This is a genomic window from Pseudarthrobacter sp. NS4, from assembly GCF_024758005.1.
Lineage (GTDB): Bacteria > Actinomycetota > Actinomycetes > Actinomycetales > Micrococcaceae > Arthrobacter.
In genome coordinates this window covers 3,031,657-3,047,767 of sequence record NZ_CP103288.1, presented here as the reverse complement: position 1 = coordinate 3,047,767, position 16,111 = coordinate 3,031,657, and the positions used below count along the sequence as shown (strand labels likewise).

Here is a 16,111-nt window from a genome sequence, read left to right as displayed (position 1 = left end):
CCCCTAAAACTTAATCTTCACTGTGCGGCTCATCCAAAAGCCACCTATGACAAACATCAGAACACTAGCTACCAGCATGATGATGCCTACTGGATGGGTGAAGAAGACGCGCATGTATCCGGGATTCATCAAGCTGATGAAAAATGCAACGCCCACTGGCAGAGCCATCAAAATGTAGGCGGACATCTTGCCTTCAGCGCTTAGCGACCTAACATGCCCCTTGATCTCGCTTCGTTCCCGGATTGTCCCTGCTACTTCTTCCAGCACCTCTGCCAGGTCACCGCCCACTTCTCTGTTTATCTGTATGGCCTGCCCTATCCAGCGGAAGTCTTCGCTTCTCATACGGGTGGCGGCCTCGTCGATGGCCAAGCGAGGATCCTTACCGATTCTGGTCTCGTTGACAATGCGTGCAAGTTCTTCTGACGTCGGAGCATCAGCCTCTTGGGCTGCTGCTTCGATGGATCGCATGACGCTGTGCCCAACACGCAGACCACCGATAAGCATCTGGATCGTATCGATGAGCTGTGAGTCAAACTTTCCGCGACGCTTGTCCGTGAGAACCGACAGGTACATCCTGGCTAGGAACGGGACCGCAATTGCCAGCACTAGTCCAAGGAAAACATTGGTAAGGAGGGCAACGATAAGCCCAGTCACCAACGCCGCTGCGGTGACCAGCACCGTGAAGTCCGCTGGAGCCAATTTCACCCCTGCGTTGTATAGAAGTGTCGCGTTGAAGGGCCCTCCCGAGTCGCCAATCACGGTATCCATGGCATTGACCGCGGTACTGGAGACCCTACTGATGCTGGAACCACCGGAGCCAGATTCGGGACGCCTTCTGTTTAATGGGATGCCTCCATACCGCGGCTTGAGTACCACCACGAAAATCAGAAGCAGTGCGCCGAAACAGCTGACGACAGCCCCAATCAATACGGCCGAAGAATCCATATCATCTTCTCCCAACCGCGCCAGCGGGCGAAGCGAAGACAGCTGGCGATAGGCTGATACCCACATCAGCAAAGCGGTCCAAGAAACGTGGACGGATGCCTGTTGCTACAGGCCTCCCCAGGAAACGCCCTTGTGCATCCAGTCCTGCTGAGTAATCAAACAGGAATGCGTCCTGCAAGGTGACTATTTCGCCTTCCATCCCCTGCACTTCCGTCACATGCGTCACGCGCCTGCTGCCGTCTCGAAGCCTTGTTACCTGGACGATGAGGTCGACGGCCGACGCCACCTGTTCCCTTATGGCACGAAGCGGCAGGTCCATTCCTGCCATCAAAACCAAAGTCTCCAACCTTGCGATGGCATCGCGCGGAGAGTTCGCGTGAACCGTGGACAATGACCCGTCGTGGCCCGTGTTCATGGCTTGCAGCATGTCTAAGGATTCCCCGCCACGGACTTCACCAACGATGATCCGGTCAGGCCTCATGCGGAGCGAGTTTCGGACCAGATCCCTAATGCTGATTGCTCCCCGCCCCTCAATGTTCGGGGGGCGGCTTTCCAACCGCACCACGTGGTCCTGCTGGAGTTGTAGTTCCACGGCGTCTTCAATAGTGACAATCCTGTCGTCAGCCGGAATGAAGGAAGACAGCACATTGAGCAGGGTTGTTTTGCCGGTGCCCGTTCCACCCGACACGATGATGTTGAGGCGGGCTTGGACGCAGGCACTCAACAGCTCAGCCATCTCCGGAGTAACGGAGCCCCACTCGATCAGATTCTGAACTGTCAGCGGTACTTTGCTGAACTTTCGGATAGTCAACGAGGGGCCATTAACGGCCAAGGGAGGAATTATGGCGTTCACGCGAGAGCCGTCTTCCAGCCTGGCATCCACGAGGGGCGAGGATTCGTCGATCCGCCGGCCTACGCGGGAAACAATTCGTTCGATAACCTTCCGAAGATGGTCATCAGAACTGAATTGGTACCCGGTCATCGTGAGATGGCCGTGCCTCTCAATGTAAATTTGGTCGAATCGATTGACCATGATTTCCGTGACCGACGGGTCCTCAAGGAGTCGCTGTAGTGGGCCGTAGCCCATGACTTCGTCCGCGATCTCACGGATGAGTCGGCGTCTTTCTTCAGGTGAGAGCGGAACTTGTTCCTGATCGATGACCGTCGACAGCTCTTCCACAGCCAGGGACCGTAATTCTTCCTCGGATGACGAGGCGTCAGCAGACCGGGAGCCCATCCGCTCGAAAAGGGCCAGAGCCGCGCGTTGTTTCAGGCCGGCCAAGGCATCAATTGGTTGAACAACTGGCAGACCTCCCAACGAAGCTGGACGTGTAGGGCTGAGCTGCGGGGACAAAGCGGCTTCCACCGGGTTTGGAGATACAGCTGCCGTAACCACTCCTGCCTCGGTGCCGTCTGCTTGCGAACGGCTAAGACGATCTGAAAGCTTCATGACACCACCACCCGTCGGTGCAGTTTGTTCTGGCTCGAAGCGACCCAAGCTGGATCGAATCGATCAACGAGTTTCTTGAGGCCTTTGGAGGCACTGTCCCTTGAAGAGGCCTGAAGCACCGGAACTCCCCGGTTTGTCGAGAAGGGAAGGGTCCGGGAACGTGGAACAATCGTGTCCACAGGGACGCCAATGGTTGCCTCCACATCTTGCACCGACAAACCGCTTTTCCGATCGGCGAAATTTAGAACAGTGTGCCTGCCCTGTGGGAGGAGTTGCAGCTCCTTGAGCACCCCAAAGCACTTGCGAAGGCCCCGCACGCTGGGAACATCCATGCCACAGACCCACACGCCATCAGTAGCCAACTCGAGTGTTGCCAGAACGTGTTCGCCCAAGCCGGGAGCAGTATCCACGACTACATATTTGAACTCGCTCGCCAGCTGGTTGATCAGCCTTGTGACGTGGTCTGCGGTAATGTAATCCGACTCCGCCGGAGTCCTAGGAGCGCAAAGAGCGTAAATTCCAGCGGAATGTACTGTCAGGAACGCTTTAAGGACCATAGAGTCCTGGGCTGCTGTTCCATGCACGGCGTCCGTGATCGAATGTTCGGGTTCCAGGAGCAGCCCCGACGCCACATCTCCGAACTGAAGGTCCAGATCGACTATGACGACGCTCATCGGGGCAACTTTTCCCAGCCCAATGGCCAGGTTCGTGGCTACCGTGGTCTTGCCGACGCCACCCTTCGGTGACATTACGGCAATAACGCGACCGCGTTCCTGACCCGAATCCTGAGCTGGTGCCATTCCACGCCGCCTGCTGGCGGCCGCCAGGCAGGCTCTCTCAAGCAGTATCCGGAGGTCATTCACCACGATTTCAGGTGTTACCACGTCACGGATGCCGGCGTGCATAGCTTGAAGAACAAGATCGGGACTAGGGTCAGCTACCAAAAGAAGGCTTACCTCTGGGTACTGGAGGTCGAACACCGTGGCCAATTTCAGCGCGTCAGCCGGACCGACCCCCGGCCCAAGTATCAGTACCTCTGGCGGGGCGCCATGCAGCTGCTGCAATACGTGGTCAGGCCCTCCGGACATGACCTCGGGCGAAAGCGTTTGCAGTTCGCCGTGTAGGGCACCTGCGACGGCTTGCCTTATGCGGCCTTCGAAATCACGAACTGCCGTGACGGCTACGAAACGACTCATTAGTACAACCCTCCAAAGGTGGTAACCGGCGGATCACTCTTGGTGCTTGTGCCAGACTGCTTGGCAAGCCAAATGGTGCCGAACTCGGCTCCAAAGACCATCTTGGCTGCGTCAGCGTCAGTCCTGGCCACAGTGACGAACGCGGAGCCGTTCGGCATTTCGATGCCACTGTCAGTACTACCGGAACCGTCGTTTCCCGCTGTCTGCTTTGTTTCCGGAGCTGCCTTTTGAACAGCCGTTACGAGCACGTCGTGGAACAGCAAACCAGTGGACTGCTTCCATCCCTTCACTTCGGCCGGAACGGGAGCATCCGCCGGCATGTCTTCCTCAGATTTGAAGGATGTATAAACAGTCACCGTGTCACCAGCCTCGAGCCTGCCACCCAGAATTCTTTCCGGCGCCAAGAGGAAGGTAACTTCTTCGAGACCCTCAGGCACCGGGACAGTACCCGGTACCAGTTCGCGTGGATCGACCAACCTGGATGCTAGGAGTTGCTCACCAGGCTCCAGGTCTACTGATGTTATTTTGCCGTTCTGCTCATTCAATCGCTCCAAAGCGCCCTCGGGAACGGCGGCTTGCGGGACAGCTTCGATCTGTACAAAGTTATTCAGATCCTCGGCTTTCGTGCCGGCAGGAACTGCCTCCTTGACGACCAATACGTTGATGGGTTCAAGGCCTTGTGCGGCTCTGTTGTCCGCACCCTGCACATATACGACCAACAGCACAGTCCCTATTACTGCCAACAGCAGTGCTGCGATGCCTCCCAGTAGGCGTGATTTCACTTTTATAGCTCCTTCAACTTTTCGTGTTGACTTGCGAGGGGAGAGCCGGCGGCTACTCCGAGAGCCAAACTGTGGATGCTCCGTAGTTTGGTGCTCCACCGCTGGTCGAAAGGCCCTCTTCGAGGGAGACATAGCGGGTGAAGAAGCCCTGGATGCCTCGGCAATTGCCGGTGCATGAGGGGGCTGCGGGGTCCAGACTTGTAACGTTAGGACCACCGCCGAACTTGTACCCCGTCACTTGAAAAGCGATGAATCCGACCAGGCCGTAGGTTGCGTGCTGCCCTGTACCCGTTGCGGTGTCAAAGATCGGCAGAAGAATAGGTTCGTCTTTGATCGTGGCGATGATCCCATCACAGGCGCTCGGGAAGTTGAGGCCGGGTTCATTCCCAATCTCGCTGTTCGCGATGTTGATGTTTGCGCTGCAACCTGAATCCAAGTCAAGCCACCCAAAACCTCCTGGTGCATATCCGTTCTGCGGAGGGCAACCTGGGAAATCAGGCGTGTTTTCGTCATATCGAAGCAAGATGTGTGTCGCCATGGGATCACCAGTGAAACTGCCAGTTGAGTTCAACTCCGCGAGCTGGCTCGGTGACAAGTACTTCTCAAAAACACATTGGCTGATGGTCCAAGGAAGCGTGGTCGCTGCAGAGGGTGCACCCCAGCTAGCTTCGGCCCGGGCATGGATTATTGCCGTATCGATGCCCATAACGCGAGCGAAATAGAGGCCAAAACTGTCTGCTGTAGAACCCACTGCCTGAGCATTAGTTTCTACCCGAACACTTGTGGCAGTTGGTTGTGTAACGGAAAAAACGCCACTCGAGCCGTCATTCGCGTTGTCGTCCGCTAGCCGATTAGACTCAGCCGTCATTGCAGTGGCACAGTTCCCACCCTTGGCGCAGTCGCCGGCGATGGCCAGCGCGGTGGCATCGGCGCCGTTCTGCAGCTGCGCCTTCTCGGCATACATCGCGCCTACATCAACGGCCAGGGCAGAAAAACCAAGAAGTACCACCATGGAAAGTGCAACGAGTACAGCCGCAGCGCCCTGCTCCTGCTCCTTGCACTTGACGGTTTCTGATGCAGCGGTCTTTGATGTCTTCTTCAGCCACCGCATCTCATTACTCCTACGCCAGTCAAAGTCATGGGAAAGAGGCCGCCTGTGTCCAGGAATCCGGTCATGGAAGGCAACGTCACCCTTGTCGTTACCTGAACGTCAGCGTCGGGAGCGCAACTCCCAGCATTATGGGTCACGCTTACACCGAGGCCAGCGAGCGACGGAGCAGATGCCAGGGCAGTTCCTTCCACATCTAGCGTGCTTCGGTTGTAATGGATGGCGGCTTCGCGTGCACCCTCACGGGCCGCTTGAGTTAGCGAATTTTGAACGTTGAAAACCCTGCCAAACTCCATGGTGCCAATAAGGATCAACAGCAGAACGGGGAGGACAATTGCCATCTCTACCGCGACTGCTCCGCGTTCGTTCTTGCTTACTTTCAAGATCTACTCCTGGACCTTGGAACTGGGATAAAAGCGAGGGTTCTGGCGGCCCTGCAAGAGGCCGCCAGAACCACCGGAGCTCAGATATGGTTACGGCAGGTTTGCCCGGATGCCGATAAACATGTCACGGATGGCAGGCCCGAGGACGATCAGGCCGGCGATGACAATGATGGCGATCAATGCGACCATCAGGCCGTACTCAACCATCGTTGCGCCCTTTTCCTCACGGTTGAGGCGATCCTTGACGCCGGCGATGAAAGCAGTCATTGAGACCAAGAGAGAAGTCATTGTAATTTCCTTAATTCGGTGAAATGGGTTTATTTGATTTCAACGAATTTCCAGCTGCCCCCATAATTCCTTAGCGGCTGGACTTCGCTAAGGAGAGATTGTCATTCGGGGGACAGGGGCAACAATGCGTAGTGGTACTCTACTTTTTCAAAGGGCACTAAAAGTACGTACTCGAAAGGAAGGTGTGGTACTCAGAAAGGTAACTGAGTACACGGGTCGACTACTTGGATGGACGGCACGTTTGAGCAGGAAGTAAATGGCACGTCCTGCCGCAGATTGCTACAAGATGAAGAGGCTGGCCCCGGCAAGAGCGGCGAGCATCGAGGGGCCGTGGGCCACTTCTGATGCTTTATTCCGGCCTTTTCGGCTGAGGACCAGCACTGTGACTGCGCCGTTCAGGATGAAGCCCAGGAGGCCGCCGTAGAGCAGCTGGCTCCAGCCTAAGTACCCGAGGTAAAGGCCGACGGGCGCCGCAAGCTTCACGTCGCCCATGCCGATGCCCCCGGGGGAAATAAGTCCCAAAATAAGGTAGCCGGCAAACAAAATGACGGCCCCAAGCACGGCACGCAGCAGGTCATCAGCCTGCTTATTCAATAGCCCGGGCACCAAAAAGAGCGAAAATCCACCTGCGAACAGGATTAGTACGAGCGGGTTGGGGAGCAAATGCAGTGCGACATCGATCCGGGCGAGCTGGACGCCCAGCACGGCCAGAAAGATAAAAGCCGGCAGGGCAAGGCCCATTCCAAACCGCCAACTAAAGGTGGCGCACGTCAGGCCGGTGAGCGCCGCCGTCGTGATCCTGACGGGAAGGGTGGGAAGCCCGCCCAGCCTGGGAAGATGCTTGGCGATGAGGAGCTCGGCGGCAGGGGAGAGGATCAATCCCAGGACGCCGGCGCCAAGGACCAGGAGCCACCCTGCGTAACCGTCATAACCCATTGCAAACACCGCGACCCCCTGCGTCCGTCAGGCCGCAGGTGCTAAAGCAGCCTCCGGCTACCCCATTTTGACCCTGAACCCCTTAACGCGCTAATCTTGGTAGTCGTTGTGCGTGTCCTATTCCGATGGTGCGTGCCCGCTTGAGAATCCGGTTGCAGGATAACTACTCAACGTGCACATTCGGAACCACAGGATGACTGGTTACATAGAGCCCTCACCTCTGTTCCGGTAGCGCGCAGATAGTAGGTGCCCACCCCTGAGTGGCTCCTAAACAAGAACGCCAGAATAAGAACGAGGCAAACACCGTGCGTACGTACACCCCGAAGCCCGGCGATATCAACCGCCAGTGGCACGTCATTGACGCCACAGACGTTGTCCTTGGTCGTCTCGCGAGCCAGACCGCAATCCTGCTGCGCGGCAAGCACAAGGCCACCTTTGCATCCCACATGGACATGGGCGACTTCGTCATCATCATCAACGCTGAAAAGGTTGCCCTCACCGGCGCCAAGCTGGAGCAGAAGCGCGCATACCGCCACTCCGGCTACCCGGGCGGCCTGACCTCCGTCAACTACGCGGAACTGCTGGAATCCAACCCGGTCCGCGCCGTTGAGAAGGCCATCAAGGGCATGCTCCCCAAGAACTCCCTCGCTGCACAGCAGCTGGGCAAGCTGAAGGTGTACCGCGGTGCTGAGCACCCGCACGCCGCCCAGCAGCCCAAGACTTTCGAAATCACCCAGGTCGCCCAGTAGTCCTGGCCACCAAACAACTTATCTATACAAGGAGAACCGTGGCTCAGAACGAAGAGACCACCGAAGCCGTTGAGGCTGAGGAAACCCTGACCAGCTACACCTCTGAAAGCTCAGCTGCTGACGCCGCTGCGCCGAAGAAGGAGCGTCCGGCCCTGACCGTTGCCGGCGCAGCTGTTGGCCGCCGCAAGGAAGCCGTTGCCCGCGTCCGCGTTGTTCCCGGCTCCGGCAAGTGGACCATCAACGGCCGCGCGCTGGACAACTACTTCCCGAACAAGCTGCACCAGCAGGACGTCAACGAGCCCTTCAAGATCCTGGATCTCGAAGGCGCCTACGACGTCATCGCCCGCATCCACGGGGGCGGCATCTCCGGCCAGGCCGGTGCCCTGCGCCTCGGCATCGCCCGTTCATTGAACGAGATCGACGTCGAGAACAACCGCGCCACGCTGAAGAAGGCCGGTTACCTGTCTCGCGACGCCCGCGTCATCGAGCGTAAGAAGGCCGGCCTCAAGAAGGCCCGTAAGGCTCAGCAGTACTCCAAGCGCTAATCCCGCTTGCACAGGAGCCCGTCCCGCCATTGGCGGGGCGGGCTTTTGTCGTTAAGCAATGATTTACCGGGAGGGACGGGGCGCTGGAACTTGAGCCTTTGCCGCCCCAGAGCCCTCGGACGACGTACTGGCCAGCCGTTTCAAGCCCAACCACCCCCATCCTCTAGACTTGACCGGTGTCTAGATTATTTGGAACTGATGGTGTCCGGGGGCTGGCCAATGGCTTGCTGACAGCAGAGCTGGCCATGCAGCTGGCCCAGGCGGCCGCCGTCGTGCTCGGCCACGACCGCAACTCAAACGGCAGCAGGCCGCGCGCCGTGGTGGCCCGTGATCCGCGTGCCAGCGGCGAGTTCATTGCCGCAGCGGTGGAGGCGGGGCTGTCCAGCTCAGGCGTGGACGTCTATGACGCCGGCGTGCTCCCCACGCCGGCCGCGGCCTATCTGGTTGCAGACCTGGATGCGGACTTCGGCGTCATGATCTCCGCCTCCCACAACCCCGCACCGGACAACGGCATCAAGTTCTTCGCCCGCGGCGGCCAGAAGCTCCCCGACGAGGTGGAAGACGCCATCGAGGCACAGATGACCAGGGAAGCCGTGCGTCCCGTTGGAGCAGACGTCGGCCGCATCCAGCGCTTCTCGGATGCCGAGGACCGCTACATCGTCCACCTCCTCCAGACCCTTCCGCACCGCCTGGACGGGCTTAAAGTCGTCCTCGACTGCGCCCACGGAGCCGCGAGCGGCTGCTCGCCCCAGGTCTTCAAGGACGCCGGCGCGGACGTCATCGTCATCGGCGCCGACCCGGACGGCCACAACATCAACGACGGCGTCGGCTCCACCCACCTGGGCCCCCTCAAGGATGCTGTGCTGAAGTACGGCGCCAACCTAGGGATCGCCCACGACGGCGACGCGGACCGCTGCCTCGCTGTGGACCACGAGGGCAACGAGGTGGACGGCGACCAGATCATGGCCATCCTCGCCGTCGCCCTTAAAGAGTCGGGCAAGCTCAAGGATGACGTCCTGGTGGCTACCGTCATGAGTAACCTCGGCCTGAAGATCGCGCTCCGCCAGGCCGGCATCAGCATCCGTGAAACGGCAGTGGGGGACCGTTACGTCCTCGAGGAAATGCGCGACGGCGGGTTCAACCTGGGTGGCGAACAGTCCGGCCACGTGATCTTCGCCGACCACGCCACCACCGGTGACGGCGTGCTGACCGGTCTGCAGCTCGCGGCCCGGATTGCCCTGACCGGAAAGCCACTCAAGGAACTGGCCACGGTCATGACCAAGCTTCCGCAGGTACTCATCAACGTCAAGGGTGTGGACCGCGCCGGAGTGAAGAGCAACGAGGTCCTGGCCCAGGCGGTGGCGGCAGCGGAAGCAGCGCTGGGCGATACCGGCCGCGTGCTGCTCCGGCCTTCCGGCACTGAGCCCGTTGTGCGTGTGATGGTCGAGGCCGCCGACGAACAGACTGCCCAGTCCATCGCCGAACACCTCTCCCAGGTAGTCCGGACAGAACTAGCCTTGGAGCTGGTCAGCGAGTAACCGGCATTAAGCGAAGGGGCCCGCTTCCGAAAGGAAGCGGGCCCCTGTCGCTTAAAACGGGGCTCAGGAAGAGCGGCTCTTCAACGCGTCACGGATCTCGGTCAGCAGCGCGATCTGCGGGTCCTCAGCAGACTCTTCCTTGACGCCCTGGTTGATCCCCAGCCTGCGGTTGCGGCTTTCAATCATGTGGTTCATGGGCATCACCACGATGAAGTAGATGGCAGCGGAAATCAGCAGGAAATTGACGATGGCTGTCAGCAGGACGCCGAACTCGATGGCGTTGCCGTTCAGGTCCACCTTGGCGAAGCTGTCGAAGTTGGGGGAGCCCACCAGCCCTGCAATGAAGGGCATCAGTACCTTGTTCACCAGCGCCGTCACCACGGACCCGAAAGCGGTGCCGATCACAACGGCGACGGCAAGGTCAACAACGTTGCCCTTCATAATGAAATTCTTGAATCCAGTCAGCATGACAACCACGCTAACGCAAAGGCGACAAGTGGCTATGACACGCGTGCGCCAGGATCTACCGCAGGAACAACACCAGGATCAACGGCCCGGCAAGACAGATAAGTGCCGCGGCTGCCAGACCCCGATAAACCTGCCCGCGACGTATACGTAGCTGCTCGGCCGCAAGCTGAGCCTGCTGCCGCGACCAGTCACTGAAAGACAAGGCAACCCCCGCCAGGCTAAGCGACCGCAATCCTTGAATTATCCCCACGGCACCGTCAAGCGGCTTTTTTTCCAGATACCTTCGCGTTGTCCAGGCCACCTTTGCCCGTTCGAGCGGGAACGCAAGTCTTACCTCATCGCCTTGATGGTCAACCCGCAGCACGACCCCCTGGCTGGTGTCACTGTTCTTCATTCCCGCCATAGGTGCACCTTCTGGATCTAAGGCACGAATCGAATCCCAAGGGAAGGCAGCGGCAATATCCGGCACCCGGCCGCCAGAAACCAGGAGAGCCCCCTCCGTGTTGAAACACATAGAGAAATACCTGGGCACACCACCGGAGCGTACGCCGTGGAACATGCCCGGACGAAGTTTACGAAGAGCGGCAAGAAACTCCGGCGTGCGTTTGCCCTGCAACACCGTCATTCTGCTCATCGCGCGCGCCAGCGCGAAGAACCCGCTGGTACGCATGTCGATCAAGGTCACCGCGCCCATGGCGAGAAGGGTACCTCCGAGGAGTTCTACCAAGAGGAATGTGACTGCGCCTGTCGAGGCATCAAGGGAAGACCTCGCCAGCAGCTGCTGAACCATAGGCCAAGAGAGCCACAAGGCGAAGGCCGGGACACCGAACGAGCCCATAAGCCAGCACAAGCTCTTCAACTGCCGCGCCCGTAGCTTGGACTGACGCCGCCAGATGTGTGCCTCAAAGGCGTCGCCCGACGTCTTCACACCGGCTACGCCTTGAACATCGAAGCTCCGCTCTCCGCGGTCGCTAAGATCCGCGAGGCTGCTCCGGCGGTCGGCCCGCCCCGAACCCTGCGGGAGGCCGCTCCAACTGGCCAGGGCGGATGCTCCGGCATCTGTGTCCATCTTGGATAGTTCCGCCAGCAGCAGCTCAGGTTCCACGTCCGACGGCGAGATGCCGAATCTGTCCAAGCGGCCCTTGGTAACCAATCCGGAAATGTCCCTCGGACTGGGCCCCCGCTGAAGGATCCATTTTGCAAACTCCGCAGTCATGAAGTGGCAGTCGTCTTTGGCGTCTGCCCAGGCATCGATGCCCGCGTAACCCATGCTCGCCGTAACGTGGGCCGATGTTTTCTGGAGTTGAAGCTTTGCCAGCGAATGAGCAGTGTTCAGCAGCAGAACGACTCCACGCGCACCGTACTTGCGTGCGCCTTCCCGTGCCAGGCTGTCTTCCATACCGAAACCCAGGATGTCCTTCACCCGGGTGAGGCATTGGAAAAACATGGTTTCACCGTGTGCCAGCAAAATGTCGCGGAACAGCAACACGTCGTTGAGCCTTACGTCCACTGCCGCGGCTGAATGGGGAGCCAGTGGAAGACCGCTGGAAGGAGAACAATAACTTCTGATGAACTGCGCGACCCCGGGCCCGCCATGGAAACCCGTATTGAAGACACCGGACGTTGCGATGCTGTCAGGCCTGGCAAATTCCCTGTCCAGCGCCTGAAGCGTACGCGGGCTGAGCTCCCGCAAGAAGGCCAACGCCTTGTTCAGCGCGAGGACCCGCTTTTCGTCAGCGTCCTGACGCTGCGTCTGGTCTTTCCGGGCTAAATCGCTGATGCGTGCAATGATGCTGTCGGTGGCGCCCTGTGCATCGGTTTCTTCCATGTCCCCCATCCGGCCAATGTACAGCCTCAGGGATACCCCGGCGCTGCCTCCACGCCAAAGTACTCCTCAAGCGTGAAAATGCCGCGGTTCGCCATGTCCGTGGCGGCCTCCACCCCGATGTACCGCAGGTGCCACGGCTCGTAGTAGTACCCCGTGATGGGGTGGAACATCCACGGGTAACGCACCACGAAGCCGAACCTGTGCCCGTTGGCCTTCGCCCATACGGCAGCGGGCTGGTCGGCGAAGCACGGCTGGAAACCGCACACGCCCCCGCCGTCAGCGATGTCGAACGCCCACCCGGTCTGGTGCTCTGAGTAGCCAGGGCGGGCGCTGGCCGTGTCGGCGTCGGCCTGGCCCCTGGCGGCGACGTAGCCGTTGTAGGTGGCCACCTGGGTGTCATATGAGCGGTAGCCGCTGGCCAGCACCATCGCTACGCCGTCCCGCGCGGCAGCCGCGAACATCGCCTCCACCGCGGCCGCCGTCGTGCTGTTCAACAGCGCAGCCTCCCCGGACACGGTCATCGCGACGGCGGGAACCACCAGGTCGGCCGGCACGTAGGTTGCCGGGACCAGCGGCCGGTGCTTGTTGACGATGAGCCACGGGCTCGAAGGGTCCGTCAGGGAGAACTGCCGCGGCAGCGCGGCAGAGGGCGACGGCGCCGGCTCCGGAGGTGCCGGGGGCGCAGTGGCGGGTTCCGGCGTCGGGGTTGCCGAAGCGGTGACGGCAGGGGAGGAGGACGCGGCAGGAGAGGCCGACGACGGCGACACCGCCGCAGGTGTCTCCGGCGTGCATGCCGTCACGACAGTCAGCCCGGCGCCCACAGCGAGGAAGCGGGAGAAGCTGCGGCGGCTGGAAACCATGGGACCCGGTTCAGCTAAGCAGTCGTGGCACACCTGTGCTACACCTTCCGGAGCAACATGCGGCGGATGGAGTGGTCCGCGTCCTTGGTGAGCACCAGCTGCGCGCGGCCCCGGGTGGGCAGGACGTTCTCTTCCAGATTGGGCTCGTTGATCCGCTTCCAGATGTCCCGGGCGGTGCTCTCCGCCTCGTCGTCGGACAGTGTGGCGTAGCGGTGGAAGTAGGACTCCGGCTGCGCGAACGCCGTACTGCGCAGCTTGCGGAACCGGTCCACGTACCATTCCTCGATGTAGGAGGTCTTGGCGTCCACATAGATGGAGAAGTCGAAGAAGTCACTCAGCGCCAGGCCCTGCCGGCCGTCGTGGCGCGGACGGGCGGGAGCAAGGACGTTCAGGCCCTCCACGATCAGGACATCAGGCCGGCGCACCACTACTTCCTTGCCCGGAACAATGTCGTACGTGACGTGCGAGTACCAGGGTGCGCGCACCTCCTCCGCGCCGCTCTTGATCTCGCTCACAAACCGGAGGAGCGCACGGCGGTCGTACGATTCCGGGAAACCCTTACGGTCCAGCAGCTGGCGGCGCTTGAGCTCCGCCAGGGGATAGAGGAACCCGTCCGTGGTGATGAGCTCCACATTCGGCGTTCCGGGCCAACGGCGCAGCATCTCGCGGAGCACACGCGCAATGGTGGACTTGCCAACCGCCACCGAACCGGCCACACCGATCACAAACGGGGTGCGCTGGGTGTGCTCGCCAAGGAACGTGGTGGTCGCGGCATGCAGCTGTCCGGCGGCTTCGACGTAAAGGTGCAGGAGCCTGGAGAGCGGGAGGTAGACCTCGCGGATCTCCTTCATGTCGAGGGGATCCCCGAGGCCGCGCAGACGGATGATGTCCTCTTCGTTAAGAGGCTGTTCCATCTCATCTGCGAGCCGGGACCAGGTCTGCCGGTCCAGCTCGACGAACGGGGAGACACCCTCTCCATTCGCCTCATTGCGTTGCAAAGTCACGTTAGTGATTCTGCCCCGCCCCCGGCACATAGCGAAATGCAGGCCGTCGGGCGCGCGGCGGGTTCAGCAACATGCAGGGCCCGCGCAGACATCAACGCGAGTTCGGGCTGGCGGCTTCCAACCGATAGTCTTGAGCCTATGTGTGGAATCGTGGGTTATGTGGGCCGTCGGGTTGACGGGGTAAAAGCCGGTCACAGTGCTTTGGATGTTGTGCTGGAGGGGCTGCGCCGGCTGGAGTACCGGGGTTATGACTCCGCCGGGGTCGCGGTGGTGTGGGAAGGCTCGATCGAGTCGCGGAAGAAGTCCGGGAAGCTGAGCAATCTGATTGCCGAGCTGGAGGCCCGGCCGTTGCCGGAGACGGTGACGGGTATCGGCCATACCCGGTGGGCGACCCATGGCGGGCCGACGGACCGGAACGCGCACCCGCATCTGGCTGATGAGGGCAGGCTCGCGGTGATCCATAACGGCATCATCGAAAACTTTGCCGAGCTGAAGCTTGAGCTGCTGGATAAGGGCGTGGAGTTCCTGTCCGAGACGGACACCGAGGTGGCTGCTGCGCTGCTGGGGGATATTTTCCGGAACAAACTCGGCGGGGACACCTCCGAGGGCGGCCTGACCCGGGCGATGGAACTGGCCTGCCAGCGCCTGGAGGGCGCTTTCACGCTGCTGGCCGTCCATGCCGACCAGCCCGACGTCGTCGTCGCCGCGCGCCGGAACTCTCCGCTGGTGGTGGGCCTGGGCGAGGGGGAGAACTTCCTGGGCTCTGACGTGTCCGGGTTCATCGACTACACCCGCCGGGCGGTGGAGCTGGGCCAGGACCAGATCGTGACGATCACCGCGGAGACGGTGGAGATCACCGATTTCTTCGGCAACCCGGCCGAGGGCAAGGAATACCATGTGGACTGGGACCCGGCCTCGGCGGAGAAGGGTGGTTTCAGCTCGTTCATGGAAAAGGAAATCCATGACCAGCCCGACGCCGTGGCGCAGACCCTGCTGGGCCGTTCGGACATCAACGGCAAGCTGACCCTTGACGAGATCCGGATCGATCCGGAGCTGTTGAAGCAGGTCAACAAGATCATCGTGCTGGCCTGCGGCACCGCCGCGTACGCCGGGACGGTGGCGAAGTATGCGATCGAGAACTGGTGCCGGATCCCCACCGAGGTCGAACTCGCGCACGAGTTCCGTTACCGTGACCCGATCCTGGACGCGAACACCCTGGTGGTGTCCATCAGCCAGTCCGGGGAAACGATGGACACCCTGATGGCTGTCCGGTACGCGAGGGAGCAGGGCGCGAAGACCATCTCGATCTGCAACACCAACGGCTCGACCATCCCGCGTGAATCCGACGCCGTGCTCTACACCCATGCCGGGCCGGAAATCGCGGTGGCCTCCACCAAGGCGTTCCTGGCCCAGATCACCGCGGCGTACCTGCTGGGGATGTACCTGGCGCAGCTGCGCGGGAACATCTTCTCCGGCCAGATCAAGGACGTCCTGGCGGACCTGAACAAGATCCCGGCGAAGATCCAGAAAATCCTGGACAACGCCGGCCCGCTGCGCGAGCTCGCCCGGAGCATGGCCAACGAAACATCGGTGCTGTTCCTGGGCCGGCACGTGGGCTACCCGGTGGCCCTGGAGGGTGCACTGAAGCTGAAGGAAATCGCGTACATCCACGCCGAGGGCTTCGCCGCCGGTGAGCTCAAGCACGGCCCGATCGCGCTGATCGATGAGGGCCAGCCGGTGTTCGTGGTGGTCCCGTCCCCGCGCGGGAGGGACTCCCTGCACGCCAAGGTGGTCTCCAACATCCAGGAAGTCCGCGCCCGCGGCGCCCGCACCCTGGTCATCGCCGAGGAAGGCGACGAAGCCGTCAAGGCCTACGCCGAGCACGTCTTCTACGTCCCCGAAACCCCCACCCTGCTGATGCCGCTGCTGACCACCGTCCCGCTGCAGATCTTCGCCGCCGAACTCGCCGCCGCAAAGGGCTACGACGTGGACCAGCCACGCAACCTCGCCAAGAGCGTCACCGTAGAGTAG

General features: G+C 60.8%; 16 protein-coding genes. 4 read left to right on the top strand and 12 right to left on the bottom strand.

Translation table 11 applies throughout. The features are described 5' to 3' along the window. Nucleotides 1-3: 3 nt before the first annotated feature. From NXY83_RS14325 to NXY83_RS14290, 8 genes are all read right to left on the bottom strand, one after another. Nucleotides 4-945 (bottom strand): type II secretion system F family protein, encoded by a 942-nt coding sequence (locus NXY83_RS14325; RefSeq protein ID WP_258802874.1) that lies wholly within the window; start codon nt 943-945, stop codon nt 4-6. A gap of 1 nt (nt 946) precedes the next feature. Then, entirely contained in the window at nt 947-2,395 is a 1,449-nt protein-coding gene (locus NXY83_RS14320; protein ID WP_258802873.1) for a CpaF family protein, read from the bottom strand. Next, a complete protein-coding gene (locus NXY83_RS14315; protein WP_258802872.1) occupies nt 2,392-3,591 on the bottom strand; it encodes an AAA family ATPase in 1,200 nt (399 codons plus the stop codon). The genes NXY83_RS14320 and NXY83_RS14315 overlap by 4 nt, the downstream gene beginning before the upstream one ends. Further along, nucleotides 3,591-4,373, bottom strand: coding sequence for a Flp pilus assembly protein CpaB (gene cpaB / locus NXY83_RS14310; protein ID WP_258802871.1), 783 nt, complete (start codon nt 4,371-4,373; stop codon nt 3,591-3,593). The genes NXY83_RS14315 and cpaB overlap by 1 nt, the downstream gene beginning before the upstream one ends. 52 nt (nt 4,374-4,425) lie before the next feature. Continuing rightward, nucleotides 4,426-5,484 (bottom strand): TadE/TadG family type IV pilus assembly protein, encoded by a 1,059-nt coding sequence (locus NXY83_RS14305; protein ID WP_258802870.1) that lies wholly within the window; start codon nt 5,482-5,484, stop codon nt 4,426-4,428. Continuing rightward, complete coding sequence (locus NXY83_RS14300) at nt 5,472-5,822, bottom strand: TadE/TadG family type IV pilus assembly protein (RefSeq protein WP_258806241.1); 351 nt, start codon at nt 5,820-5,822, stop codon at nt 5,472-5,474. Before NXY83_RS14300 ends, NXY83_RS14305 begins: the two co-directional genes overlap by 13 nt. Before the next feature lie 132 nt (nt 5,823-5,954). Further along, the gene (locus NXY83_RS14295) at nt 5,955-6,152 is read right to left on the bottom strand and encodes a Flp family type IVb pilin (RefSeq protein ID WP_258802869.1); all 198 of its coding nucleotides are present in this window, start codon (nt 6,150-6,152) and stop codon (nt 5,955-5,957) included. A gap of 279 nt (nt 6,153-6,431) precedes the next feature. Beyond that, on the bottom strand, nt 6,432-7,088 hold the full coding sequence (locus tag NXY83_RS14290; RefSeq protein WP_258806239.1) for a prepilin peptidase: 657 nt from the start codon (nt 7,086-7,088) through the stop codon (nt 6,432-6,434). Between the two features lie 305 nt (nt 7,089-7,393). Between NXY83_RS14290 and rplM the strand changes: the two genes are divergently transcribed. The 3 genes from rplM (at nt 7,394) to glmM (ending at nt 9,920) form a co-directional block, all read left to right on the top strand. Next, nucleotides 7,394-7,837 (top strand): 50S ribosomal protein L13, encoded by a 444-nt coding sequence (gene rplM / locus NXY83_RS14285; RefSeq protein ID WP_015937805.1) that lies wholly within the window; start codon nt 7,394-7,396, stop codon nt 7,835-7,837. A 38-nt stretch (nt 7,838-7,875) separates the two neighbouring features. Further along, nucleotides 7,876-8,382: a 30S ribosomal protein S9 gene (gene rpsI / locus NXY83_RS14280; RefSeq protein ID WP_050684362.1), complete on the top strand. Its 507-nt coding sequence runs from the start codon at nt 7,876-7,878 to the stop codon at nt 8,380-8,382. A 176-nt stretch (nt 8,383-8,558) separates the two neighbouring features. Continuing rightward, nucleotides 8,559-9,920: a phosphoglucosamine mutase gene (glmM, locus tag NXY83_RS14275; RefSeq protein WP_258802868.1), complete on the top strand. Its 1,362-nt coding sequence runs from the start codon at nt 8,559-8,561 to the stop codon at nt 9,918-9,920. A 63-nt stretch (nt 9,921-9,983) separates the two neighbouring features. On the opposite strand, the gene mscL is transcribed toward glmM, so the two are convergent. From mscL to coaA, 4 genes are read right to left on the bottom strand one after another with little or no spacing between them, the layout of a single operon-like run. After that, nucleotides 9,984-10,388 carry a large conductance mechanosensitive channel protein MscL gene (mscL, locus tag NXY83_RS14270; RefSeq protein ID WP_258802867.1) on the bottom strand — a complete coding sequence of 135 codons (405 nt, stop codon included), beginning with the start codon at nt 10,386-10,388 and terminating at the stop codon, nt 9,984-9,986. Nucleotides 10,389-10,443: 55 nt separating this feature from the next. After that, a complete protein-coding gene (locus NXY83_RS14265; RefSeq protein ID WP_258802866.1) occupies nt 10,444-12,216 on the bottom strand; it encodes a hypothetical protein in 1,773 nt (590 codons plus the stop codon). Between the two features lie 26 nt (nt 12,217-12,242). Next, nucleotides 12,243-13,076: a M15 family metallopeptidase gene (locus NXY83_RS14260; protein WP_258802865.1), complete on the bottom strand. Its 834-nt coding sequence runs from the start codon at nt 13,074-13,076 to the stop codon at nt 12,243-12,245. 38 nt (nt 13,077-13,114) lie between these two features. Beyond that, the gene (gene coaA / locus NXY83_RS14255; protein WP_258802864.1) at nt 13,115-14,110 is read right to left on the bottom strand and encodes a type I pantothenate kinase; all 996 of its coding nucleotides are present in this window, start codon (nt 14,108-14,110) and stop codon (nt 13,115-13,117) included. 108 nt (nt 14,111-14,218) lie between these two features. On the opposite strand from coaA, the gene glmS reads away from it, so the two are divergent. Next, nucleotides 14,219-16,111 (top strand): glutamine--fructose-6-phosphate transaminase (isomerizing), encoded by a 1,893-nt coding sequence (glmS, locus tag NXY83_RS14250; RefSeq protein ID WP_258802863.1) that lies wholly within the window; start codon nt 14,219-14,221, stop codon nt 16,109-16,111.